Origin of the sequence: Streptomyces sp. NPDC050147 (assembly GCF_040660195.1) — a bacterium.
GTDB lineage: Bacteria > Actinomycetota > Actinomycetes > Streptomycetales > Streptomycetaceae > Streptomyces.
Genome location: NZ_JBFALJ010000001.1, coordinates 768,968 through 793,074, shown reverse-complemented (window position 1 = coordinate 793,074; position 24,107 = coordinate 768,968). Strand labels below are relative to the sequence as shown.

Here is a 24,107-nt window from a genome sequence, read left to right as displayed (position 1 = left end):
ACCGGCATCGGCTGCTGGTCCTCGTCACGGGCGATGTGGTGGTAGCCGATGTTGACCCAGGCGATCGGGTGCTTGAGGGTCCCCTCTCACGTTGAACGGCCCCGCAGAGCGGGCTACTTGACCTCGACGCGGACGTCGTCACGCAGGTTGGTCACGAGGCTGGCGACGTTCTCCAGCGCGATGTCCTTGCCGCTGCCCGTGGCGGCGACATCGGAGTACGCGGCGTACGCGACCGTGCTGTTGTCACCCCAGACGCACATGGGCGTCTGGAAGGTGTCGGGGAGGCTGTCGTCGTCCCCGCTGACGTCGCCCATGTCGAACTCGGCGTTCTGGCACTTCATGACGCCGTGTTCGAAGCCGTCCGGAGTGAACTCCTCGGGGCTGCCGATGAGCTTCATGCCGCCGGGCTTCCCGGAGTTCTTCTCCATCTCGGCGAACATGGCGTCGACGACCTTCTCCGGGTCGTCGATCTCGCCGTACACCCCGGAGTAGTTGAGCGACTTCATGGTCGCGCCCTTGCCGTAGTTGTACGCGGCGTAGGCGTCCTTGGGGTTGCTGACGCCCTGCTTCTCCAGGTCCTTCAGATCGCCCGACGACATACCCCCACCGTCGCCACCCGAAGTGTCCTTCTTGTACTGCCCGCCGAGGACGGACTCGGGAGCCGTCAGCTTGTACGTCTTGCCGTCATCGGCGACCGAGCCGCCGCCGTCCTTGCCGGCGGTGAACCACCAGACACCGGCGCCTATCGCGGCGACCGCGACGACGACACCGACGATGATCCCGGCCTTCTTACCACCGCCGCCCGACGGAGCCTGCCCGTACGGAGCCTGCCCGTACGGGGCTTGCGGCTGCTGGGGGTAGCCGTACCCGGGCTGCTGGGGCGGCTGTCCGCCGTACGGGCCAGGCTGGTTGTAGCTCATTACGTGCGTTCTCCTCGGCCGTCAGAGCTTGACGCGGACTTCTTTGCGGAACTTGGCCGACTTCTCCGCGGCCTCGTCGAGGTCGGCGCTCCTGCCGGCCATCGCGTTCGCCACGTCCGTGGTGATCACGACGCCGAGCGTGCTCTTGTCGCCCCAGATGCAGGTCGCCATCGACATGTTGCTCGGGCCCGCGCTGCTGGTGCCCGTCGACGAGCCCAGGTTGAACTTCATCTCCTGGCACTTCATCACCGCGCCGTCGAGCCCGGCGGGCGTGTACGTCTTGGGGGTGCCGACCAGCGTCATCGACTCGCCGCTGCTGTCGCTCTCCTCGGCGTTCTTCTCCGCCTCGCCGAACATCGCGTCGACGACCTTCTCCGGATCGGCGATGTCGCCGTAGACGCCGTTGAACTGGAGGATCTTCTGCGACAGGGGGTTGTCCTTGTCCCCTGCCTGATACTGCGCCGCGACGTCCGTGGCGTTCTTCACGCCGTGCTTCTCGGCCTGCTTGACGTCCTCGGAGGTCATGCCGCTCTCGCCGGCGCCCTCCTGGCCCTTCTTGTACTCGGAGAGGACCGTCGCCGGTGTGATCAGCTTGTGCGGCCCGTCGTCCTTGATGCCGGTGTCGCCGCCTCCGCCGCCCGCCACGTCGGAGGAGCCGCCGCCCTTGCCCTTGTCGTCGTCACCGCCCGCGAGAACGAAGTAACCACCCACGGCGACCGCCACGACCGCGACCACGGCGGCGATGACGATGCCGGTCTTCTTGCCGCCGCCCTGCGGGGGCGGAGGCGGCGGGACCTGGCCGTAGGGGGCCTGCGGCTGCTGCCCGTAGGGGCCCTGCGGCGCTTGCTGGGGGTAGCCGTAGCCCTGCTGTGGGGCCTGCTGCGGGTATCCGTAACCGGGCTGAGGGGCCTGGGGCTGCTGGCCGTAGGGGCCGGGCGCTTGAGGAGGCTGCCCGCCGCCGTACGGGCCGGGCTGCTGGGGCTGCTGCCCGTCGTACGGTCCCGGCTGGTTGTAGCTCATGAGTGGGTTCCCCCGTGAGTGTGCTTATGTGATGCCGACATCCTGACGGAAGCAGCCCCGGCCGAAGCGACCGGGGCTGCTGTGCGCGAAGAGGCGCCGTCAGGGCGTCACGACTTGACGCGTACTTCCTTGCGGAGCTTCGTCGTCGTGTCCGCCGCGTCCTCGAGCGAGGCGCTCTTGCCGGTCATGGCGCTCGCCATGTCGACCGGGATCACGATGCCGAGCGTGCTGTTGTCGCCCCAGATGCAGACCGGCATGCGGATCGACTTGGGTCCGGAGCCGCCGCCCTTGATCTCCGTCTCCTGGCACTTGAGGACCGCGCCGTCCGCGTTGAAGTTCTTCGGGCTGCCGATGAGTTTGCCGGTGGAGGAGGTCTCCTTCGTGGACTCCTCCTTCATCTTGTCGAACATTCCGTCGACGACCTTGGAGGGGTTGTCGATCTCGCCGTAGACACCCATGAACTTGATCATCTTCTGTGCCAGCGGGTTGCTCTTGTCGCCCGACTGGTACTCGGCGTCGACGGGCTTGCCGTTCTTGACGCCGTCCTTCTCGGCCCGCTCCATGTCGTCGTCGCTGAATCCCTCGTCGGCGGACGCCTGCTTCTTGTACTCGGAGAGCACCGTCTCGGGCGTGATCAGCTTGTGCGCGCCGTCGTCCGCCACCGCCGAGTTGCCCGCCGACGACGAGCTGTCGTCCTTGCCCGCCGTGAACCACCAGATGCCGCCGCCGATCGCGACGAGCGCCACGACCGCGCCGATGATGAGGCCGGTCTTCTTGCCGCTGCCGCCGCCGGCGGGCGGGGGCGGCGGAACCTGCCCGTACGGGCCCTGCTGGCCCTGGCCCTGGTCGTACGGGCCCGGCTGCTGCGGCTGGCTGTAGCCGCCCTGCTGCGGGGGGACTCCCTGCGGTGCCTGCTGCGGGTAGCCGTAACCGGGCTGAGGCGCCTGCGGTTGCTGGCCGTAGGGGCCAGGCTGACCCGGCTGCTGCCCGTAAGGACCGGGCTGCTCGGGCTGCTGCCCGCCGTACGGACCAGGCTGGTTGTAGCTCATCGCGTGGGTTCCCCTCCGAACGCTTATGTGTTCCCGACATCCTGTACGAAGGCAGCGGCGCCGTGTGGTTCAAGGCCGCAACCGTTACTGAAGAATCCGGTTTCGGGACGGGACCGTGACACCTCTAAACTGGCCCGGTGACCGAGAACACTCAGCAGCAGAATCCAGCGCCCATCACCGAACTGCCGACCCAGTACGCGCCGGCCGAGGTAGAGGGGACGCTGTACGAGCGCTGGGTGGAACGCGGCTACTTCTCCGCCGACGCGGCGAGCGAGAAGCCCCCGTACACCGTCGTCATCCCGCCACCGAACGTCACCGGGTCCCTGCACCTCGGGCACGCCTTCGAGCACACGCTCATCGACGCCCTCACGCGCCGCAAGCGCATGCAGGGCTTCGAGACGCTGTGGCAGCCGGGCATGGACCACGCCGGCATCGCCACGCAGAACGTCGTGGAGCGCGAGCTCGCCAAGGAGGGCAAGTCCCGCCACGACCTGGGGCGCGAGGAGTTCATCGAGCGCGTCTGGAAGTGGAAGGGCGAGTCCGGCGGCCAGATCTCCGGCCAGATGCGCCGCCTCGGCGACGGCGTCGACTGGGACCGCGAGCGGTTCACGATGGACGAGGGCCTCTCCCAGTCCGTCCAGACCATCTTCAAGAAGCTCTACGACGACGAGCTGATCTACCGCGCCGAGCGCATCATCAACTGGTGCCCGCGCTGCCTGACCGCGATCTCCGACATCGAGGTCGAGTACCAGGACGACGACGGCGAGCTCGTCTCGCTGAAGTACGGCGAGGGGGACGAGACCGTCGTCGTCGCCACCACCCGCGCCGAGACGATGCTCGGTGACACGGCCATCGCCGTCCACCCGGACGACGAGCGGTACAAGCACCTCGTCGGCAAGCTGATCAAGCTGCCGCTGACCGACCGCTCCATCCCGGTCGTCGCCGACGAGCACGTCGACCCCGAGTTCGGCACGGGCTGCGTCAAGGTGACCCCGGCGCACGACCCGAACGACTTCGAGATCGGCCAGCGCCACGACCTGCCGAACATCGCGGTCATGGACGAGCACGCCGTCATCACGGTCCCCGGTCCCTTCCAGGGCCTGGACCGCCTGGAGGCCCGCTCCGCCATCGTCGGCGCGCTGCGTGCCGACGGCCGCATCGTCGCCGAGAAGCGCCCGTACACGCACTCCGTCGGCCACTGCTCGCGCTGCAAGACCACCATCGAGCCGCGTCTGTCGATGCAGTGGTGGGTCAAGGTCGGCCCCCTCGCCAAGGCCGCCGGTGACGCGGTCCGCGACGGCAAGGTCAAGATCCACCCGCAGGAGATGGAGAAGCGCTACTTCGACTGGGTCGACAACCTCCACGACTGGTGCATCTCGCGTCAGCTGTGGTGGGGCCACCGCATCCCGGTCTGGTACGGGCCGAACGGCGAGGTCGTCTGCGTCGGACCGGACGACGAGGCGCCCACCGGCGAGGGCTGGACGCAGGACAGCGACGTCCTGGACACGTGGTTCTCGTCCGGCCTGTGGCCGTTCTCCACGCTCGGCTGGCCCGAGCAGACCGACAGCCTCGCGAAGTTCTATCCGAACTCCGTCCTGGTCACCGGCTACGACATCCTCTTCTTCTGGGTCGCCCGGATGATGATGTTCGGCCTGTACGCGATGGACGGCACCCCGCCGTTCCACACGATCGTGCTGCACGGCATGGTCCGCGACCAGTTCGGCAAGAAGATGTCGAAGTCCTTCGGCAACGCGGTCAACCCGCTCGACTGGATGGACAAGTACGGCTCGGACGCCGTCCGCTTCACGCTGGCCCGCGGCGCCAACCCCGGTGTCGACGTGCCGATCGGCGAGGACTGGGTCCAGGGCTCGCGGAACTTCGCCAACAAGATCTGGAACGCCACGCGCTTCGCGCTGATGAACGGCGCCACGATCGAGGGCGAACTCCCGCCCGCCGAGCAGCTCTCGGCGACGGATCGCTGGATCCTGTCCCGGCTGAACGCGACGGTCGCCGAGGTCGACGCGCTCTACGACGACTACCAGTTCGCCAAGTTGTCGGACGCCCTCTTCCACTTCGCGTGGGACGAGGTCTTCGACTGGTACGTCGAGCTGTCCAAGACGACCTTCATGGGCGGCGGCGAAGCGGCCAAGGTCTCGGGACGGGTCCTCGGCGAGGTCCTCGACGTGACGCTGCGCCTCCTGCACCCGATCGTCCCGTTCGTGACGGAGACGCTCTGGACGACCCTCACCGGCCGCGAGTCCCTCGTGATCGCCGAGTGGCCGTCCGACAGTGGCTTCCGTGACACCGCGGCCGAGCGGGAGATCGAGACGCTCCAGCAGGTCATCACCGAGGTCCGCCGCTTCCGCGCCGACCAGGGGCTCCAGCCGGGCCAGAAGGTCCCGGCCCGCCTCTCCCTGGACGGCACGGCGCTCGCCCCGCACGAGGCGGCCATCCGTCAGCTCCTGCGGCTCCAGCCGGAGGGCGAGGGCTTCTCGGCCACCGCCACGCTGCCGGTCTCGGGCGCCACGGTCGCACTCGACCTGTCCGGCACGATCGACGTCGCGGCGGAGCGTAAGCGCCTCGCCAAGGACCTCGCCGCCGCCGAGAAGGAGAAGGCGCAGGCCACGGCGAAGCTCGGCAACGAGGCGTTCCTGGCGAAGGCTCCGGACAACGTGGTCGACAAGATCCGTGGCCGCCTCACCAAGGCGGACGCCGACATCGCCCGCCTGCAGGCCCAGCTGGACGGCCTGCCCGCCGCCTAGTCGGGCACTGGTCGGGCACCGTTCAGGCAGTGGGGACAGGGCCCATGGAACCGCACGGTTCCATGGGCCCTGTCCCGTGTCCCTGCCCTGACTCCTGTACGGGGATGTAGAGCCGCTCGGGGATGTGCAGCCCGAGACGCACCAGCTCCGCCTCGGCGAGCGCGTCGATGATGACGGGGTCGCCGCCGCGCCAGCCCTCGGCGAGGCTGCCGGCGGTGGCGTCGGGGAGTTCGTTCGCGGTCCGCGCGACCTCGTCCAGGGGACGCAGCAGGGCGCGCAGGGCGAGCAGTTCACGGCCGTCGTCGCTGGCGGCGAGTTCCTCGGCGGCCGCCGCCTGCCGGATCCACCGCAGGCGGCGGGGGAGCCAGCTGTTGAGCACGAGGCCGACGGGTACGAGGAAGACGACGACGGCGCCCACGATCACCGCGGCGCGTACGGTCACCGGGTCCCCGGTTCCGGCGAAGTCCGCGGCGGCCCGCAGCGCGGAGTCGACGCGGTCCCCGACCAGGGGCAGACGGGAGGGATCGCCGATGGGCGGCGCCGGGGCGTCCGGCGTGGGGCGGGTGAGCAGACAGGCCAGCCGGTAGGCGACGACGGCGGCGGCGGTCCACAGCACGGTCCAGAGCAGGACCGCGCCGTCACCGAGGAGTTGGCGGGTCCGTCGACCGGGATTCTGGGCATACCACATGGTCTGATTTGACCCCCGGGGGCGGGCTTTCGAGGACCGCCACGCCGAGGTGGCGCCTGAGCTGTCCCTCTGCGGCGGGGCAGACGCCGGGTTCACCGCCCCCAGCAGCAGCCTGCCCGAACAAGCCTTCCCACCCACCCGATTGCCCCGCAGCGCCATCGATCAGCCATCGATCAGCCATCGATTGGCGGCAGTCGGCATCGAGACGCGAGGGGACGTGCCGGTCTGTCCGCCCGGAGCACGGTTCGCGGCGCTCCGGCGCCGAAGCACCAAGGCGGCCACCGGACGATAGCGAGGACGGACATACCGGCGCGGCCCCGCACCCACAGACGGACCCGCACCGCACCGCTCGCCCAGCCCCCGCCCCGCCGGCCGCAGGTCTACGCCGCCGACATCACCCGCTCCAGCCCGTCGAAGTCCTCCACGCACTTCCCGCAACCCAGCGCCACGCTGTCCAGCGGGTTGTCGGCCACGAACACCGGGATTCCCGTCGCCGAAGTCATGCGCAGGTCCAGGCCCGGCAGCAGTGCGCCGCCGCCCGTCAGGACGATGCCGTGTTCCATGATGTCCCCGGACAGCTCCGGCGGGCACTCCTCCAGTGTCGTCCGCACCGCGGCGATCACCGCCTCCACCGGCTCGTCCAGCGCCGCCCGAATCTCACGCACCGTCAACTCCACCGACTTCGGCAGCCCCCGCACCTTCTCCCGCCCTCGCACCGTGAACGTCCGGGATTCCAGGGTGTCGTCGCCCGGCACCGGCCACGCCGAGCCGATCGCGACCTTGATGTCCTCGGCGGTCCGCTCGCCGATGAGCAGCCCGTGCTCCTTGCGCACGAAGTTCGTGATCGCCTCGTCGAGGCGGTCCCCGCCCACCCGCAGCGACTGCGCCGTGACGATCCCGCCCAGCGAGATGACGGCGACCTCCGTCGTGCCGCCGCCGATGTCGACCACCATCGAGCCCCGCGGCTCCGCCACCGGAAGCCCCGCGCCGATCGCCGCCGCCATCGGCTCCTCCACCAGGTGCACGGCACGGGCCCCCGCCCGCTGCGCCGCGTGCACGATGGCCCGGCGCTCGACCTGCGTGACGCCGCTCGGCACGCAGATCACCATCCGCGTACGAGGGCGGCGCCCCGGGACGGCCTTGCGGACGAAGTGCCGGATCATCTCCTCGGCGGCTTCGTAGTCGCTGATGACGCCGCCCCGCAGGGGGCGGATCGCGGTGATGGATCCTGGAGTGCGGCCGATCGTCTCCTTGGCCTCCGTACCGACGGCGAGGGCGGTGCGCGCGCCCTCCTTGACGGCGACCACGGACGGCTCGTTGAGCACGATCCCCTGTCCGCGGACGTAGAGAAGGGTGTTCGCTGTGCCGAGGTCGATACCTATGTCCATGATCGCCAAGTTTGCCCGATGAAGCACCGAACCGGCGGGATGAAAGCCACGAATCGACCGTGACTTAGATCGCGATGACTCCCCGACGGCTTCCCGACAGGTCCCGACGGCGGCTGTCAGACCCCGTCCGTAGACTGGCGTACGTGAGTGACCTCCCCCCGCCTGACAGCGAGTACCCCGACCGCGACGACCATGACGACAGCGGCGTCCGCTTCGACGAGATCGTCGAAGCCGAGACCAGCCGTGACCCCGACCTCGCCGTGATCGAGGCGGGCAGCCGCACCCTGCGCACCCAGGCCGGCCCGCCCGAGGGCGGCGTCCCCTCCCGCCCCACCGACCCGGAGGTGGACAAGGCGCTGCGCGAGGTCGAGACAGAGCTCGCGGGCCGCTGGGGAGAGACGAAGCTGGAGCCCTCCGTCAACCGGATCTCCGCGCTGATGGACGTCCTGGGCGAGCCCCAGCGGGCGTACCCCTCGATCCACATCACCGGCACGAACGGCAAGACGTCCACGGCCCGCATGATCGAGGCCCTGTTCAGCGCCTTCGAGCTGCGGACGGGGCGGTACACCTCGCCGCACGTCCAGTCGATCACCGAGCGGATCAGCCTGGACGGCGCCCCCATCGAGGCCGAGCGCTTCGTGGAGACATACCACGACGTCAAGCCGTACGTGGAGATGGTCGACGCCCAACAGGAGTACAGGCTCTCCTTCTTCGAGGTGCTCACGGGCATGGCGTACGCCGCCTTCGCGGACGCCCCCGTGGACGTCGCCGTCGTCGAGGTCGGCATGGGCGGCAGCTGGGACGCGACGAACGTGATCGACGGCTCGGTCGCCGTCGTCACGCCCATCGACCTGGACCACACCGACCGCCTGGGCAACACGCCGGGCGAGATCGCCGCCGAGAAGGCCGGGATCATCAAGCCGGACGCCACGGTGATCCTCGCCCAGCAGCCGGTGGACGCGGCACAGGTGCTCCTGAAGAAGGCCGTGGAGGTCGACGCGACGGTGGCCCGCGAGGGCCTGGAGTTCGGCATCGTCTCCCGCACGGTGGCGGTCGGCGGCCAGCTCCTGACCCTGCGTGGTCTCGGCGGGGAGTACGAAGAGATCTTCCTGCCCCTGCATGGCGCGTACCAGGCGCACAACGCCGTCGTCGCGCTCGCCGCGGTGGAGGCGTTCTTCGGCATCGGCTCGCAGCACGCGCGCGCGCTCGACATCGACACCATCCGCAAGGCCTTCGCCTCGGTCTCCTCGCCGGGCCGTCTCGAGGTGGTGCGCACCTCGCCGACCGTCGTCCTGGACGCCGCGCACAATCCGGCGGGCGCCCGCGCCACCGCCGAGGCGGTCAGCGAGGTCTTCGACTTCAGCCGCCTGATCGGCGTGGTCGGCGCGAGCGACGGCAAGGACATGAGGGGCTTGCTCGAAGCCTTCGAGCCGATCTTCGCCGAGGTCGTCATCACGCAGAACTCCAGCCACCGGGCGATGGACGCGGACACGCTGGCCGGGATCGCCGTCGAGGTCTTCGGCGACGACCGCGTCCAGGTCGAGCCGCGCCTGCCGGACGCGCTGGAGGCAGCGATCACCCTCGCCGAGGAAGAGGGCGAGTACGCGGGCGGTGGCGTCCTGGTCACCGGCTCCGTCATCACGGTCGGCGAGGCCCGACTGCTCCTGGGGAGGGGCTGACTCCTGTGCGTACGCTCTGTGCTTCGACGCTGATCGGCGAGTTCTTCGTCATCGGTTTCGCCGGTCTGGTCGCCATGAAGGACCCGGACCTCTCGATGGGCACGGTCTGGACGGTCTGCGGCATCGCGATGCTGTTCAGCGTCCTGCTGTGCGGCGTGATCACCCGGCCCGGCGGGTTGCAGCTCGGCTGGGCCCTGCAGATCGCGCTCATCGCGAGCGGCTTCGTCGTGCCGATCATGTTCTTCATGGGGGCAGTGTTCGCCGCGCTGTGGTGGGCCTCGATCCACTTCGGCCAGAAGATCGACGAGGCGAAGGCCAGGTTCGCGGCGCAGGCGGAGGCCGAGGCCGGGGCCTGAGGTGCCGGCCTGAGGTAACGCGGTGTAGTGGGTGCCGGTATCGTGCCGGTCAACCCGCACGCTCGTAGAAAAAATACTTGGAGCCGCACATGACCCAGCGCACTCTCGTCCTGCTCAAGCCCGACACCGTCCGTCGTGGCCTGATCGGCGAGATCATCGGCCGCATCGAGCGCAAGGCGGGCTGGACGATCTCCGCTCTCGAACTGCGCTCGCTCGACCAGGAGACGCTGGAGCAGCACTACGGCGAGCACAAGGGCAAGCCCTTCTACGAGCCGCTGGTCGACTTCATGTCCTCGGGCCCGGTCGTCGCGCTCGTCGTCGAGGGCGAGCGTGTCATCGAGGGTGTGCGCGCCCTGGCGGGTCCGACCGACCCGATCGCCGCCGCGCCCGGCTCCATCCGGGGCGACTTCGGTTCCATCGTCAGGGAGAACCTGATCCACGCCTCGGACTCCGAGGAGTCCGCCGAGCGCGAGCTGAAGATCTTCTTCCCGGGTGTCGCCTGACGCGTTCCCGGGTGTCGCCTGACGGCCGGACGCGGTCTCGCCTGACGGACACAGGTAAAGAGTTCCGCAAAGACTTCTGACGTCCAGTCAGCAGGGCACCGCCCTGACCAGGGGTGGCCGAGAAAACCGGCCGCCCCTTGGCATATGCGCCCCAATTGGGGGAACCCGTGCCTCCGATGGCACGTCTCCAAGAGCGAGGCGGCGCATCATCTGCTGACAATGGCGAAGACCCTAGCGCCGTGTTCGTGCAGGCGAGACTACGATGGAAGCCTCCACGCCACACAGCAACCACCTCGCCTACCTAAAAAGCCATCAGAAGCTCCAGGGAAGGCCAGACGCATCCTCATGGGGAACAACATGTCGTTCATCGGCCGTGACATGGCTGTCGACCTCGGGACCGCCAACACGCTGGTGTACGTCAGGGGTCGCGGGATCGTTCTCAACGAACCGTCCGTCGTCGCGATCAACACCAACACTGGTGGCATCCTCGCGGTCGGCGCCGAAGCCAAGAAGATGATCGGTCGCACGCCGGGCAACATCGTTGCCGTGCGACCGCTGAAGGACGGCGTCATCGCCGACTTCGAGATCACCGAGCGGATGCTCCGCTACTTCATCCTGAAGATCCACAAGCGGCGTTACCTCGCCCGCCCGCGTGTCGTCGTCTGTGTGCCCTCCGGCATCACCGGAGTCGAGCGCCGCGCCGTCATCGAGGCCTCCTCGCAGGCCGGCGCCCGCCAGGTGCACATCATCGAGGAGCCCATGGCCGCGGCCATCGGCTCCGGCCTGCCGGTCCACGAGGCCACGGGCAACATGGTGGTCGACATCGGCGGCGGCACCACCGAGGTCGCCGTCATCTCGCTCGGCGGAATCGTCACGGCACAGTCGATCCGCGTCGCGGGCGACGAACTGGACAACGCGATCATCCAGCACATCAAGAAGGAGTACTCCCTCCTCCTCGGTGAGCGCACGGCCGAGCAGATCAAGATCACCATCGGTTCGGCGTACGACATGGATGCCGACGAGCACACCGAGATCCGTGGCCGGGACCTGGTCTCCGGGCTGCCCAAGACCGTCGTCATCTCCGCCGCCGAGGTCCGCAAGGCCATCGAGGAGCCGGTCAACGCGATCGTGGACGCGGTCAAGACGACCCTCGACAAGTGCCCGCCGGAACTCTCCGGTGACGTGATGGACCGCGGCATCGTTCTCACCGGAGGCGGCGCCCTGCTGCGCGGCCTCGACGAGCGGCTGCGCCGCGAGACGGGCATGCCGATCCACATCGCCGAGAACCCGCTGGACAGCGTGGCGCTCGGATCCGGCAAGTGCGTCGAGGAGTTCGAGGCGCTCCAGCAGGTCCTGGACGCGTCACCGCGCCGCTGAGGGTGGCGCGAACCCGCCGAATAGGGCGTCCGCCGTACGAGTGCCTGTCACCTCGTGCGGCGGATCGTTGATATAGAGGGCTCAGAAGACAACACACAACAAGGGCAAGGAACGACAATTCCGCGGCGCCGCAGACGCCGTGGAATCGGATTGTTTAGATTTGCTCCTACATACGCACAGTTGCTCAGAATTCCAAGGATTTCCAACTGAGGAAGGCACGGCCGCCGCACGTGAGGGACACACGAGAGAGCCGGCTGCTCCTGGTGCTGCTGATCGCCATCGCGTTCGCTTTGATCACGGTGGACATCCGTGGTGGCGAGGACTCGCCGGTCGACGGTGCCCGCCGGGCCGCCGCCACGGTCTTCGGCCCGGTCGAGAACGGCGTGTCGTCCGCCGTCGACCCGATCGGCAACGCCATCGGCGCGGTCAGGGACTCCGGTGACCGGCATGACCGGATCGCCGAACTCGAGCGGCAGAACGCCGCCTTGAAGGCGAAGCTCGGCAGCGACGACCGCAATCGCAGCCGGGTCAGACAGCTGGACAGCATGCTCAAGAGCGCCGGTGCGGGTCAGTACGGCATCAAGGGCGCCGAAGTCATCGGCATAGGAGCGGCCCAGGGCTTCTCCTGGACCGTCACCATCGACGCGGGCGCGAACGACGGAATCAAGCGCGACATGACCGTCCTGAACGGCGACGGCCTGGTCGGCCGCGTCACGACGGTCGGCCCGAGCACCGCGACCGTCCTGCTCGCCAACGACCCCGACTTCACCGTCGGCACGCGCATGGAGAAGACCGACGAACTCGGCTTCGCCACCGGACAGGGCGACCGCCCGCTCTCGGTACAGATGCTCAACGGCAAGGCCGAGATCAAGAAGGGCGACCGCCTGGTCACCTTCGGGTCGCAGAAGAACAAGCCGTTCGTACCGGGCGTGCCGGTCGGCCAGGTCGTCCGCGTCGACCCGTCGGGCGGTGACCTGACACGCAACATCTACATCAAGCCGTACGTCGGCTTCACCAAGCTGGACATCGTCGGAGTCGTCGTCGAAGCGCCCCGCGAGGACCCGCGCGACACGGTCCTGCCGAAGAAGCCCGCCAAACCGAAGCCGACCCCGACGGTGACCGTGACGGCCACCCCGTCAGGACAGGCCCCGGCCGACGGCGTCGACAACGGCAACGACGAGCAGTAGGAGCACCGGACCCCATGCGTTTCAACCGAATCCTGCTCTCCGCCGCCCTGGTCGTCGTCGCCCTGGTCATCCAGGTCAGCGTCCTGGCCCGGCTGCAACTTCCCGGCGCGGTACCGGACCTGGTGCTGCTCACCGTGCTCGGTCTCGCCCTGGTCTACGGCCATGTGGGCGGCGCCCTCGTCGGCTTCGGCGCCGGACTCCTCGCGGACCTGGCGCCGCCGGCCGACCACGCCGCCGGGCGGTACGCCCTGGTGCTGTGTGTCGTCGGCTACCTCGCGGGCCTGGCCAAGCCGGAGACCGGGCGGCTCAAGTCGGCCACCGGGCCGCTCGTCGTGGTCGTCAGCGCCGCCATCGGCTCGACCCTGCTCTACGCGGGCGTCGGCGCCCTCGTCGGGGACACCGCCGCCCGCCACGTGGGCTTGGGCGGGCTCCTCTTCACGGCCGCCCTGTACGACCTGCTGCTCGCGCCGTTCACGGTGCCGCTGATCATCGCGCTCGCCCGCAGAGCCGAGAACGACCCGCTGGGCGAGACCTCTCCCGCCAACAAGGCCACGGACGTCGCCTCCGGCTGGCTCGCCTCCGGGACCGGGCTGCGCATCGGCAACCAGCGCGGCGGCCTGCGGATGAAGGCGGCCAAGGCCCGCGTCGCGCGCGCCGGACGCATCAAGGGGGTCAAGCGCCTGTGACCGCAGCGCATTTGGCCCCGTACGCGACCGGCCGGACGCACCGGCCGGTCGTGCACACGTACCACTCGTACACACACTGAGAGGGGGAGGAACAGCAGTGACCAACATCCCCGAGACCGGACGGACCCCAAGAGTCCAGATCCGTCTCATCGTCATCCAGATCCTCGTGCTCTCCCTCCTCCTCACCCTCGGCGGCCGCCTCTGGTACCTCCAGATCCGCAACGGTGAGGAGTACGCCGAGGAAGCCTCCGGCAACCACGTCCAGCAGGTCGTCGACCCCGCCGTACGCGGCTCGATCCTCGACGCCCGCGGCGTGCCGATCGCCGACAACGAGACCCGCCTGGTCGTCTCCGCGTCCCGCACGGAGCTGATGAAGATGAAGGACGACGGCAAGGCGGCCCTCGCCAAGCTCGCCGACGTCCTCGGCATGAGCCCCAAGGACGTTTCCGACAAGGTCCGGCTCTGTGACTCCAAGACCCCGCAGCCCTGCTGGAACGGCTCGCCCTACCAGCCGATCCCGATCACGGACGAGGCCTCGCCCAAGCAGGCCCTCCAGATCCGCGAGCGCGCCGAGGACTTCCCCGGCATCACCGCCGAGCCCACCGCCGTCCGCCGCTACGCCGCGCCCGGCAAGTCCAACACCGCCCAGGTGCTCGGCTACCTCTCGCCGGTCACCGACGAAGAGATCAAGAAGGCCGAGAACACCGAGTCGCCGTTCCTCCGCTCCGACCAGGTCGGCCGCTCCGGCCTGGAGCGGACCTACGACGCGCAGCTGCGCGGCAAGGCGGGCGTCACCCGCTACGAGGTCGACAACCTCGGCCGCGTCATCGGCAAGGCCAAGGACGACCCGGCCCAGCCCGGCGCGAACGTCGTCACCAGCATCGACGCGCGCGTACAGGCGCTGTCCGAGTACTGGCTGAACGACGCGATGAAGAAGGCCCGCCAGGAGTTCGACAAGAACACCAACGAGAACTACAAGGCCGACGCGGGCGCCGTCGTCGTCATGGAGAACAAGACCGGACGTGTCGTCTCCATGGCGTCCAACCCGACCTACGACCCGAACGCCTGGGTCGGCGGCATCTCCGGCAAGGACTACACCCGGCTCACCGGCAAGAAGTCCAACTACCCGCTCCTGAACCGCGCCATCCAGGGCCAGGCGGCCCCGGGCTCGATCTTCAAGGTCATCCCGACGACGGCGGCGGTCAACGCGGGCTACGACTTCAACGGCAGCTACCCCTGCCCCAGCTCGTACTCCATCGGCGGCCAGACCTTCAAGAACTTCGAGTCCCAGGGCCACGGCAACATCACCCTCGGCCAGGCCCTCGAGGTCTCCTGCGACACCGTCTTCTACAAGCTCTCGCACGACCAGTGGGCCAAGGACGGCGGCAACAAGCCGAAGAAGAACGCCAAGGACTGGTTCTACAAGACGGCCCACCAGTTCGGCCTCGGCAAGGAGACCGGCATCGACCTGCCGAACGAGGTCACCGGACGCGTCCCGGACCGCCAGTGGAAGAAGGACTACTGGAAGGCCAACAAGGACGGCTGGTGCAAGCAGGGCAAGAAGGGCGGCGACTACGTCGAGCAGATCGCGTACGAGAACTGCCTCGAAGGCATGAAGATGCGCGCCGGTGACTCCGTCAACTACTCCATCGGGCAGGGCGACACCCTCGTCACGCCGATACAGATGGCCACGATCTACTCCGCCATCGCCAACGGCGGCACCCTCTACAACCCCACCGTCGGCAAGGCGATCATCAGCGCCGACGGCAAGCAGGTCCAGGAGATCAAGCCGAAGTCCCACGGCAAGCTGCCCATGGACGAGAAGACGCGCCGTGACATAGACGGTGCGCTCGCCGACGTGGCGACCAAGGGAACGGCCGCCTGGCGCTTCGGCGGCTGGCCGCAGGACAAGATCCCGATGCACGCCAAGACGGGTACGGCGGAGGTCCACGGCAAGCAGACCACCTCGTGGTTCGCGACGTACACCAAGGACTACTCGATCGTGATGACGATCTCCCAGGGTGGTACGGGTTCCGGAGCGTCGGGCCCCGCCGTCCGCAAGATCTACGACGGCATCTACGGCCTGGACGAAAACGGCAAGCAGGACCTCAAGAAGGCCCTGCTGCCCCAGCCGCAGAAGGACCTGCCGAAGATCGAGACCGACGGATCGATCAAGTCCCCGAAGATCAAGCCGTACAAGCCCGAGGCCCCCAAGCCGGCGCAGGAACAGCAGGAACTGGCGGGCGCGCCCGCGAACTGGAGGCGTGACTAGTGGCCGGCCACAATGGCTTCTCCGTCTCCGGTTACGGGCCCGAGCGCTCGTCGCTCTCGGCCCGCCTGTTCGCCCGCGATTCGCTGGTACGCAGGATGGACTGGCCGATACTGCTCTGCGCGATCGCGCTCTCCGCGATCGGCTCCGCGCTCGTCTACTCCGCGACGCGCAACCGCACCGAGCTGGTCGGCGACGACCCGTACTCCTTCCTGCTCAAGCACGTCCTGAACACCGGCATCGGCATCGCCCTGATGGCCGGCACGGTCTGGCTCGGCCACCGGACGCTGCGGACGGCCGTGCCGATCCTCTACGGCATCTCCGTCTTCCTCGTCCTGCTCGTCCTCACCCCGCTCGGCGCGACGATCAACGGCGCGCACGCCTGGATCGTGCTCGGCGGCGGCTTCTCGCTGCAGCCCTCCGAGTTCGTGAAGATCACGATCATCCTGGGCATGGCGATGCTGCTCGCCGCACGGGTGGACGCCGGCGACCGGGACCACCCCGACCACCGCACGGTCCTCCAGGCCCTCGGTCTGGCCGCCGTACCGATAGTGATCGTGCTCCTCATGCCCGACCTCGGGTCGGTCATGGTGATGGCGATGATCGTGCTCGGCGTGCTGCTCGCGTCGGGCGCCTCCAACCGCTGGGTCTTCGGACTCCTCGGCACGGGCGCCGCCGGCGCGATCGCCGTCTGGCAGCTCGGCGTCCTGGACGACTACCAGATCGCCCGCTTCGCGGCCTTCGCCAACCCCGCGCTCGACCCGGCGGGCGTCGGCTACAACACCAACCAGGCGCGCATCGCGATCGGCTCCGGCGGACTGACGGGCACCGGGCTCTTCAAGGGCTCGCAGACCACCGGCCAGTTCGTGCCCGAACAGCAGACGGACTTCGTCTTCACCGTCGCGGGCGAGGAGCTCGGCTTCGCGGGCGCCGGGCTCATCCTGGTGCTGCTCGGCATCTTCCTCTGGCGCGCCTGCCGCATCGCGCGTGAGACGACCGAGCTGTACGGCACGATCGTCGCCGCCGGGATCATCGCCTGGTTCGCCTTCCAGTCCTTCGAGAACATCGGGATGACGCTCGGCATCATGCCGGTGGCGGGTCTGCCGCTGCCCTTCGTCTCGTACGGAGGGTCATCGATGTTCGCCGTCTGGGTGGCCGTCGGCCTGCTCCAGTCCATCAAGGTGCAGCGTCCGATGTCGGCCTAGCCCGGCCCGGGGCGCCTGGGGGACTGCCCAGCGCCCCGGATCCCGTCTAGATTCGGTTCATGGCGGAGACAAAGCGGGAGATCGAGCGGAAGTACGACGTCAAGGCGGACGCGGAGCTGCCTGACCTGACCGGTGTCGCCGGGGTCGCGAAGGCCGTCGACAAGGGCGTCGTCGAACTGGACGCCGTCTATCACGACACGACCGACCAACTCCTGCTCGCCGACTCGATCACGCTGCGCCGCCGCACCGGCGGCGATGACGAGGGCTGGCACCTGAAGCTGCCGGTGTCCCTCATCCAGGGCGTGCGGGACGAGATCCATGCCCCGCTGTCGGACTCGGTGCCGCCCGAGCTGTCCGGCCTCGTGCGATCCCGGGTGCGCGACGCCGCACTCGTACCCGTCATGCGCCTGGTGACCGCGCGGGACCTGCGCCACCTCCTCGACGCCAAGGGCGCGCTGCTCGCCGAGCTGAGCATCGACCGGGTCAGGGCGGAGCGGCTCACGGAGGGCGGCTCCACCGCCGAGTGGGCCGAGATCGAGGTGGAGCTCGCGGACGACGTGGACCCCGCGCTGCTCGACCGGATCGAGAAGAAGCTGAAGAAGCTGGGGGTCGAGCGGTCGAAGTCCGCATCGAAACTGGCCAGGGCCCAGGCGGGGACGGCGCCGCCCCCGACCCGGCAGCGGATCGCGCGGGGCAAGCCGAAGCCTGCCGAGGCCAAGCAGGGGAAGAAGGACGAGCGCGCCGTTGCCGTCCATGAGGAGGATCCCGCTGTGCGACCTGCCCCCGTCACCGCTGCCGACCACGTCCTCGCCTACATCCGCACCCAGCGCGACGCCCTCGTCGCCCTCGACCCGGACGTCCGCCGTGACCTGCCGGACTCCGTGCACCGGATGCGGGTCGCCACGCGGCGGATGCGCAGCGCGTTCCGCTCGTACAGGAAGCTCCTCGACCGCTCCGTCACCGACCCGATCGGCGTCGAACTGAAATGGCTCGCGGGCGAGCTCGGCGTCGACCGTGACCAGGAGGTCCTGGCCGAGCGGCTCACGGACCGCGTCGACACCGTGCCGGGGACCTTGCTCCTCGGGCCGGTGCGGGCCCGCCTGCGCATCTGGAACGTGGCCGGTGCCGACGATGCCCGGAGCAGGACCGTCGCCGCACTCGAAGGACAGCGGTACGTGCGGCTCCTCGATTCCGTCGACGCGCTGCTCGCCGACCCGCCGCTGCGCAAGGCCGCCCTCGCGTCCCCCGCCAAGGCCCTCCCCAAGGCCGTACGGAAGGACTACGCCCGCCTGGAGGCCCGCATCGAACACGCCCTCGCGCTGGCGCCGGGGGAGGAGCGCGACGTGGCGATGCACGGGGCCCGCAAGGCCGCCAAGCGGGCCCGGTACGCGGGCGAGGCGGCCAGGCCCGCGCTCGGCAAGCCCGCCAAGCGGTTCGCGAAGCAGATGAAGGCCGTGCAGAAGGTCCTGGGCGACCACCAGGACAGCGTGGTCGCCCGCGAGGCGCTGCGCAGCCTGGCGATCCAGGCCCACGCGGCGGGCGAGACCGCCTTCACCTGGGGCCTCCTGTACGGCCAGGAGGAGGCGGCCGCGACGGATCGCGAGCGGGAGCTGCCCCAGGTGTGGGCCAAGGCGTCCAGGGCGAAACTGCGGTCGTCATTGGGCGGGTGAGTACCGAGGTACGCTGGATGGTCACCCCTGCCAGATCATGAGAACCCTGCCGAAAGACGCTGTGATGCCTGTCGAGTCCGTCTTCCCACGCCTGGAAGCGCTTCTCCCGCACGTCCAGAAGCCCATCCAGTACGTCGGCGGAGAGCTCAACTCCACCGTCAAGGACTGGGACGCGTGTGACGTCCGCTGGGCGCTCATGTACCCCGACGCGTACGAGGTCGGGCTGCCCAACCAGGGCGTCATGATCCTCTACGAGGTACTGAACGAGCGCGAGGGCGTCCTCGCCGAGCGGACGTACAGCGTCTGGCCGGACCTCGAAGAGCTGATGCGGGAGCACAAGGTCCCGCAGTTCACCGTGGACGCCCACCGTCCCGTCGGCGCCTTCGACGTGTTCGGGCTCAGCTTCTCCACCGAGCTCGGCTACACGAACATGCTGACCGCCCTCGACCTGGCCGGGATTCCCCTGGAGTCCAAGAACCGCACCATCGACGACCCGATCGTCCTCGCCGGAGGCCACGCGGCCTTCAACCCCGAGCCGATCGCGGAGTTCATCGACTGCGCGGTCATCGGCGACGGCGAGCAGGCCGTGCTCGACATGACGGCGATCATCCGCGAGTGGAAGGCCGAGGGCCGCCCCGGCGGCCGCGAGGAAGTCCTCTTCCGGCTCGCCAGGACCGGTTCGGTCTACGTCCCCGGGTTCTACGACGTCGAGTACCTCCCGGACGGGCGGATCGGCCGCGTCGTACCGAACAAGTCGGGTGTCCCGTGGCGCGTGTCCAAGCACACCGTCATGGACCTGGACGAGTGGCCCTACCCGAAGCAGCCCCTCGTGCCGCTCGCGGAGACCGTCCACGAGCGCATGTCCGTGGAGATCTTCCGCGGCTGCACCCGCGGCTGCCGTTTCTGCCAGGCCGGCATGATCACGCGCCCCGTGCGGGAGCGAAGCATCACCGGCATCGGCGACATGGTGGAGAAGGGCCTGAAGGCGACGGGCTTCGAGGAGGTCGGGCTTCTCTCCCTCTCCTCCGCGGACCACACCGAGATCGCGGACGTCGCCAAGGGCCTCGCGGACCGGTACGAGGAAGACAAGATCGGCCTCTCCCTCCCCTCGACCCGCGTGGACGCCTTCAACATCGACCTCGCGAACGAGCTGACGAGGAACGGCCGCCGGTCGGGCCTCACCTTCGCCCCCGAGGGCGGCAGCGAGCGGATGCGGAAGGTCATCAACAAGATGGTCTCCGAAGAGGACCTGATCCGCACCGTCGCGACCGCGTACGGCAACGGCTGGCGCCAGGTCAAGCTGTACTTCATGCTCGGCCTGCCCACCGAGACCGACGAGGACGTCCTGCAGATCGCGGACATGGCGGCGAACGTCATCGCCAAGGGCCGCGAGGTCGCGGGCAACGACATCCGCTGCACGGTCTCCATCGGCGGCTTCGTGCCCAAGCCGCACACGCCCTTCCAGTGGGCGCCGCAACTGTCGGCGCAGGATACGGACGCCCGTCTCGCGAAGCTGCGCGACAAGATCCGCGGCGACAAGAAGTACGGCCGCTCGATCGGCTTCCGCTACCACGACGGCAAGCCCGGCATCGTCGAGGGCCTGCTCTCGCGCGGTGACCGCCGCATCGGCTCCGTCATCCGCGCCGTGTACGAGGACGGCGGCCGTTTCGACGGCTGGCGCGAGCACTTCAGCTACGACCGCTGGATGGCCTGCGCCGAGAAGACGCTGCCCGCCTTCGGCGTGGACGTCGACTGGTACACGACGCGTGAGCGCACGTACGAGGAAGTCCTGCCCTGGGACCACCTGGACTCCGGTCTCGACAAGGACTGGCTCTGGGACGACTGGCAGGACTCGCTCGACGAGACCGAGGTCGAGGACTGCCGCTGGACCCCCTGCTTCGACTGCGGCGTGTGCCCGCAGATGCAGACCGAGATCCAGATCGGCCCGACCGGCAAGAAGCTCCTTCCCTTGTCGGTAGTGAAGTAAATGTCGCAGGTCGTGCCGGTGGGCGGGTCGGGTCTTCCCCGACTCGTCCCGCCCACCGGCCTCGTGCATCTCTCCTTCGTCGCCGCGATGGAGGAGTTCCGCGCCGAGGGGCGCGGCGGCGATGACGACGACACGACGCTCGGCCACACTTTGCGCGAGTACGGCGACAAGTGGCACGACCCGGCGGTCTTCGAGCGTTACGTCGCCGAGGTCCGCGCCGCCGTTCACCCCGCCGAGCCGTTCTCCGTCCCCGTGACGACTCTCTGGTACGCGGACGGCGCCCACTACCTCGGCCGCCTCGCCATCCGGCACAACGTCGACACGCGCTTCCTGCGCGAGTACGGCGGCCACATCGGCTACGACGTACGTCCCACCGCCCGCCGCCGCGGCCATGCCACGGCGATGCTGACCGGCGCTCTGCCGTACGCACGCGCCCTGGGCCTCGCATCGGTCCTGGTCACGTGTGACACCGACAACACCGGTTCGCGCAAGGTGATCGAGAGCGCGGGCGGCACTTTCGAGGACGAACGCGGCGGAAAGCTGCGTTACTGGATCCCGACCGGCGCCTGACCGAACCAGCACCCGCCCCTGACGCGTCTAGGACGGCATGGACCTGGAAAAGCGGCCCCCGCTCCCCGAGCGAGAGCGGGAGCAGCCGCTCACCGCACCACAACCCCCACCGCAGGCCGACGGCTGCCTCGCCGTGGCGATCCGCATCCCGGTGCGGATCGTCGTGCTCGTACTCGTCGTGCCGGTGCGCCTGGTGTGGGACGCCCTCGCCGTCTGCGGCCGCTTTCTGTACTTCAGGGGCCTGCGGCCCGTGGGGCGCGCGTTGGCCTGGCTGGGCCGGACGCTGATCGTGACGCCGCTCGACTGGCTGAACGCGTACGTCCTCACACCGGTCGCCCGCGCCATCGGCACCGCCACGGTGTGGTTGCTCAAGGCCGTCTTCGTGTGGCCGTGGGTGGGGCTGTGGCGGTATGTGGTCGTGCCGGTAGGTAAGGGGCTCGCGTGGCTGGGGCGGGTGCTGATCGTGGTGCCCGCCGTGTGGCTGTACGCCTCCGTGCTCACCCCCCTCGGCCACGGCATTCTCTGGCTGTGCCGGGGAGTTGGGCACGGCGTCGTGTGGCTGGGGCGGACACTCGTCGTGATCCCCGCCACGTGGCTGTACGCGTCCGTGCTGACGCCCGTCGGGCACGCGATCACCTGGCTGGTCCGAGGCATCGCGGCGGGCGCCGCGGTGGCGGGGCGCGGCATCGGCGTCGGTGTGACGTGGCTGCTCAAGGCCGTCTTCGTGTGGCCGTGGGTGGGGCTGTGGCGGTATGTGGTCGTGCCGGTCGGCAAGGGGCTCGCGTGGCTGGGGCGGGTGCTGATCGTGGTCCCCGCCGTGTGGCTGTACGCCTCCGTGCTCACCCCGATCGGGCGCGCGATCGCCTGGCTCGCCAGGGGAATCGGGTCGGGCATCGCCTGGACGGCTCGGGGCATCGGGGCCGGGGTCGGCTGGCTGCTGCGGGGGATCGGGGCGGTGCTCGCCGCCCTCGGGCGCTGGATCTTCGTCGTGCCCGCCGTCGCCCTGTGGCGCTGGGTCCTCGCGCCCGTCGGGCGGGGCATAGCAGTCGTCGCACGCGAGATCGGCGCCGCGTTCGGACACGCCTGGCGTATCGCCGGGTATGTCTCGCTCGCCGTGGGCCGCTTCCTCGGCAGGCTCCTGCGGTGGCTCTTCGTCGACCCGGTGCGCTGGGTGTACCGCGCGGTCCTCACTCCCGTGGGGCACGCGGTGCGTGACGGGATCTGGCGGCCCGCCGCCCAGGCGGTGAAGGACGCGGGCCGTGCCACCCGGCAGGCCCTGGCCGCCGCCCGTCAGAGCGTGCGGGACGCGCGTGCCGATGTACGGCGCATGCTGTTCGGGGCGCCGAAGGGACCGGTCCCCGTGAGGGTGGCCCCGGTGGAGCCCACACCGGTGCCGGTGGCCCGGCGGGAACCGGACACGGCCAAGGCACGTACTCTAGGTAGCAGTACGACCGCACTCACGAAGGACTAGAACACTGGGCAAGCGACAGCCCGAAGGCCCGCCGCCCGCTCCCGCGGTGCAGCGCATCCGACTGCGCTACACCAAGCGCGGCCGCCTCCGGTTCACCAGCCACCGCGACTTCCAGCGCGCCTTCGAGCGGGCGCTGCGCCGCGCCGAGGTGCCCATGGCGTACTCGGCGGGGTTCACCCCGCACCCGAAGGTGTCGTACGCCAATGCCGCACCCACCGGCACGGGCAGCGAGGCCGAGTACCTGGAGATCGCGCTCACCGAGCCGCGTGACCCCGACAAGCTGCGCGAGCTGCTCGATGAGTCGATGCCGACCGGCCTCGACATCGTCGACGCCGTCGTGTCCCACACCTCGGGACTCGCCGACCGGCTCACCGCGTCCATCTGGGAGCTGCGCCTGAACGGCGTCGAGCCCGCGGACGCACAGCGTGCCGCCGAGGCCTTCCGGGCCGCGGAGAGCGTCGAGGTCCAGCGCCGCACGAAGAACGGCATGCGGACCTTCGACGCCCGCGAGGCCGTCGTGAGCCTTGAGGCCCTCGCCTCTGACGAGGCACTCAGCCACGGCACTGATAGGCCGACCGACCAGCCCTGTGCGATACTGCGGCTGGTTGTTCGGCACGTGACACCTGCCGTACGACCCGACGACGTCCTGTCCGGTCTCCGAGCTGTGGCCGACCTGGCGCCGCCGGTCCCCGCAGCGGTGACCAGGCTGGCGCAGGGGCTTCTTGACGACGAGACCGGCACGGTGACCGACCCGCTCGCGCCCGACCGCGAGGCAGCCACGGCCCCACCCCAGAACCACGGGTCCGCCGCAGCCACCGCGAAGGCGCCGGCGACGGAAGGTCCCGTGTAGGGAGGGCCGTCGGCAGAAACAGAAGCGCCGCCCTTGTACTCGGGAGCCACCTGGGTCGGGCAGCGCACTGACCGAGACTTTCGCCAGGCCGTTCGCATTTGGGCGTACGGAACCGGCGAGACAGACACATAGAGCTCCCGTGCGGCGCCCACGCCCCCGGATGGCGGCCCCGCGTAGGTGAGCGAGGGCCGCGGACATCACCGGACCAGGCGCGGCGCCCGGGAGCGTGACGGGAGAACCGCCCGCATGCATGAGCCGAACGAACCCACTGAGGGCTCGGACAACAACACGCCCAGCGACACCCTGCCACCGCGCCGCAGGCGCCGTGCGGCGTCGCGACCCGCGGGACCGCCGGTAGGCGCCACCGAGGCCGCGGCTCCGGCCATACCGGCCACCCCCGCCGCCGAAGAGCCCGTCCAGGCCGTGACTCCGGAGCCCGCAGCGGCCGAGGAAGCCGCTCCCGCGCCGCG

19 protein-coding genes and 1 pseudogene are annotated in these 24,107 nt (G+C 69.5%); 15 read left to right on the top strand and 5 right to left on the bottom strand.

From position 1 onward, the window contains the following. Window positions 1–113: 113 nt before the first annotated feature. The 3 genes from AB0I94_RS03675 to AB0I94_RS03665 all read right to left on the bottom strand — a co-directional run bounded on the left by AB0I94_RS03675 (window position 114) and on the right by AB0I94_RS03665 (window position 2,989). Window positions 114–920 (bottom strand): hypothetical protein, encoded by an 807-nt coding sequence (locus tag AB0I94_RS03675; protein WP_363307704.1) that lies wholly within the window; start codon window positions 918–920, stop codon window positions 114–116. Window positions 921–941: 21 nt separating this feature from the next. Further along, window positions 942–1,940 (bottom strand): hypothetical protein, encoded by a 999-nt coding sequence (locus tag AB0I94_RS03670; protein WP_363307703.1) that lies wholly within the window; start codon window positions 1,938–1,940, stop codon window positions 942–944. 107 nt (window positions 1,941–2,047) lie between these two features. After that, the gene (locus tag AB0I94_RS03665; RefSeq protein ID WP_363307702.1) at window positions 2,048–2,989 is read right to left on the bottom strand and encodes a hypothetical protein; all 942 of its coding nucleotides are present in this window, start codon (window positions 2,987–2,989) and stop codon (window positions 2,048–2,050) included. Between the two features lie 137 nt (window positions 2,990–3,126). Between AB0I94_RS03665 and AB0I94_RS03660 the strand changes: the two genes are divergently transcribed. Beyond that, window positions 3,127–5,751, top strand: a complete 2,625-nt coding sequence (locus AB0I94_RS03660) for a valine--tRNA ligase (protein ID WP_363307701.1) — start codon at window positions 3,127–3,129, stop codon at window positions 5,749–5,751. A gap of 22 nt (window positions 5,752–5,773) precedes the next feature. Here AB0I94_RS03660 and AB0I94_RS03655 read toward each other — a convergent pair whose 3' ends face one another. Together AB0I94_RS03655 and AB0I94_RS03650 are read right to left on the bottom strand one after the other, a co-directional pair. Then, on the bottom strand, window positions 5,774–6,439 hold the full coding sequence (locus AB0I94_RS03655) for a hypothetical protein (protein ID WP_363307700.1): 666 nt from the start codon (window positions 6,437–6,439) through the stop codon (window positions 5,774–5,776). 380 nt (window positions 6,440–6,819) lie between these two features. Further along, a complete protein-coding gene (locus AB0I94_RS03650) occupies window positions 6,820–7,827 on the bottom strand; it encodes a rod shape-determining protein (protein ID WP_363307699.1) in 1,008 nt (335 codons plus the stop codon). 143 nt (window positions 7,828–7,970) lie between these two features. Between AB0I94_RS03650 and AB0I94_RS03645 the strand changes: the two genes are divergently transcribed. The 14 genes and pseudogenes from AB0I94_RS03645 to AB0I94_RS03580 all read left to right on the top strand — a co-directional run. Continuing rightward, window positions 7,971–9,506, top strand: a complete 1,536-nt coding sequence (locus tag AB0I94_RS03645) for a folylpolyglutamate synthase/dihydrofolate synthase family protein (RefSeq protein WP_363307698.1) — start codon at window positions 7,971–7,973, stop codon at window positions 9,504–9,506. A 5-nt stretch (window positions 9,507–9,511) separates the two neighbouring features. After that, window positions 9,512–9,862, top strand: coding sequence for a DUF4233 domain-containing protein (locus tag AB0I94_RS03640; protein WP_363307697.1), 351 nt, complete (start codon window positions 9,512–9,514; stop codon window positions 9,860–9,862). Window positions 9,863–9,951: 89 nt separating this feature from the next. Then, on the top strand, window positions 9,952–10,365 hold the full coding sequence (gene ndk / locus AB0I94_RS03635) for a nucleoside-diphosphate kinase (protein WP_363307696.1): 414 nt from the start codon (window positions 9,952–9,954) through the stop codon (window positions 10,363–10,365). 357 nt (window positions 10,366–10,722) lie between these two features. Then, a complete protein-coding gene (locus AB0I94_RS03630; protein ID WP_363307765.1) occupies window positions 10,723–11,742 on the top strand; it encodes a rod shape-determining protein in 1,020 nt (339 codons plus the stop codon). A gap of 230 nt (window positions 11,743–11,972) precedes the next feature. After that, window positions 11,973–12,929: a rod shape-determining protein MreC gene (mreC, locus tag AB0I94_RS03625; protein WP_363307695.1), complete on the top strand. Its 957-nt coding sequence runs from the start codon at window positions 11,973–11,975 to the stop codon at window positions 12,927–12,929. 14 nt (window positions 12,930–12,943) lie between these two features. Then, the gene (gene mreD, locus AB0I94_RS03620) at window positions 12,944–13,615 is read left to right on the top strand and encodes a rod shape-determining protein MreD (protein ID WP_363307694.1); all 672 of its coding nucleotides are present in this window, start codon (window positions 12,944–12,946) and stop codon (window positions 13,613–13,615) included. Between the two features lie 97 nt (window positions 13,616–13,712). Further along, a complete protein-coding gene (mrdA, locus tag AB0I94_RS03615) occupies window positions 13,713–15,887 on the top strand; it encodes a penicillin-binding protein 2 (RefSeq protein ID WP_363307693.1) in 2,175 nt (724 codons plus the stop codon). After that, on the top strand, window positions 15,887–17,089 hold the full coding sequence (gene rodA / locus AB0I94_RS03610) for a rod shape-determining protein RodA (protein WP_363307692.1): 1,203 nt from the start codon (window positions 15,887–15,889) through the stop codon (window positions 17,087–17,089). Before mrdA ends, rodA begins: the two co-directional genes overlap by 1 nt. Window positions 17,090–17,148: 59 nt before the next feature. After that, on the top strand, window positions 17,149–18,759 hold the full coding sequence (locus AB0I94_RS03605; protein WP_363307691.1) for a CYTH and CHAD domain-containing protein: 1,611 nt from the start codon (window positions 17,149–17,151) through the stop codon (window positions 18,757–18,759). A gap of 64 nt (window positions 18,760–18,823) precedes the next feature. After that, on the top strand, window positions 18,824–20,746 hold the full coding sequence (locus tag AB0I94_RS03600) for a TIGR03960 family B12-binding radical SAM protein (protein ID WP_363307690.1): 1,923 nt from the start codon (window positions 18,824–18,826) through the stop codon (window positions 20,744–20,746). Continuing rightward, complete coding sequence (locus AB0I94_RS03595; protein ID WP_363307689.1) at window positions 20,747–21,316, top strand: GNAT family N-acetyltransferase; 570 nt, start codon at window positions 20,747–20,749, stop codon at window positions 21,314–21,316. Between the two features lie 37 nt (window positions 21,317–21,353). Beyond that, window positions 21,354–22,787 (top strand): hypothetical protein, encoded by a 1,434-nt coding sequence (locus AB0I94_RS03590; protein WP_363307688.1) that lies wholly within the window; start codon window positions 21,354–21,356, stop codon window positions 22,785–22,787. A gap of 46 nt (window positions 22,788–22,833) precedes the next feature. Further along, window positions 22,834–23,637 carry a TIGR03936 family radical SAM-associated protein gene (locus AB0I94_RS03585; RefSeq protein ID WP_363307687.1) on the top strand — a complete coding sequence of 268 codons (804 nt, stop codon included), beginning with the start codon at window positions 22,834–22,836 and terminating at the stop codon, window positions 23,635–23,637. A gap of 246 nt (window positions 23,638–23,883) precedes the next feature. Then, window positions 23,884–24,107, top strand: a pseudogene (locus tag AB0I94_RS03580) (hypothetical protein); the annotation flags it as partial.

Excerpts from the sequence above, each read along its gene's own strand:
- AB0I94_RS03590 (WP_363307688.1), top strand. The coding sequence starts at position 21,354 with ATGGACCTGGAAAAGCGGCCCCCGCTCCCCGAGCGAGAGCGGGAGCAG.
- AB0I94_RS03600 (WP_363307690.1), top strand. The coding sequence starts at position 18,824 with ATGCCTGTCGAGTCCGTCTTCCCACGCCTGGAAGCGCTTCTCCCGCAC.
- AB0I94_RS03675 (WP_363307704.1), bottom strand. The coding sequence starts at position 920 with ATGAGCTACAACCAGCCTGGCCCGTACGGCGGACAGCCGCCCCAGCAG.
- AB0I94_RS03655 (WP_363307700.1), bottom strand. The coding sequence starts at position 6,439 with ATGTGGTATGCCCAGAATCCCGGTCGACGGACCCGCCAACTCCTCGGT.
- AB0I94_RS03605 (WP_363307691.1), top strand. The coding sequence starts at position 17,149 with ATGGCGGAGACAAAGCGGGAGATCGAGCGGAAGTACGACGTCAAGGCG.
- AB0I94_RS03665 (WP_363307702.1), bottom strand. The coding sequence starts at position 2,989 with ATGAGCTACAACCAGCCTGGTCCGTACGGCGGGCAGCAGCCCGAGCAG.
- AB0I94_RS03650 (WP_363307699.1), bottom strand. The coding sequence starts at position 7,827 with ATGGACATAGGTATCGACCTCGGCACAGCGAACACCCTTCTCTACGTC.
- AB0I94_RS03630 (WP_363307765.1), top strand. The coding sequence starts at position 10,723 with ATGTCGTTCATCGGCCGTGACATGGCTGTCGACCTCGGGACCGCCAAC.
- mreD (WP_363307694.1), top strand. The coding sequence starts at position 12,944 with ATGCGTTTCAACCGAATCCTGCTCTCCGCCGCCCTGGTCGTCGTCGCC.
- ndk (WP_363307696.1), top strand. The coding sequence starts at position 9,952 with ATGACCCAGCGCACTCTCGTCCTGCTCAAGCCCGACACCGTCCGTCGT.
- AB0I94_RS03595 (WP_363307689.1), top strand. The coding sequence starts at position 20,747 with ATGTCGCAGGTCGTGCCGGTGGGCGGGTCGGGTCTTCCCCGACTCGTC.
- AB0I94_RS03670 (WP_363307703.1), bottom strand. The coding sequence starts at position 1,940 with ATGAGCTACAACCAGCCGGGACCGTACGACGGGCAGCAGCCCCAGCAG.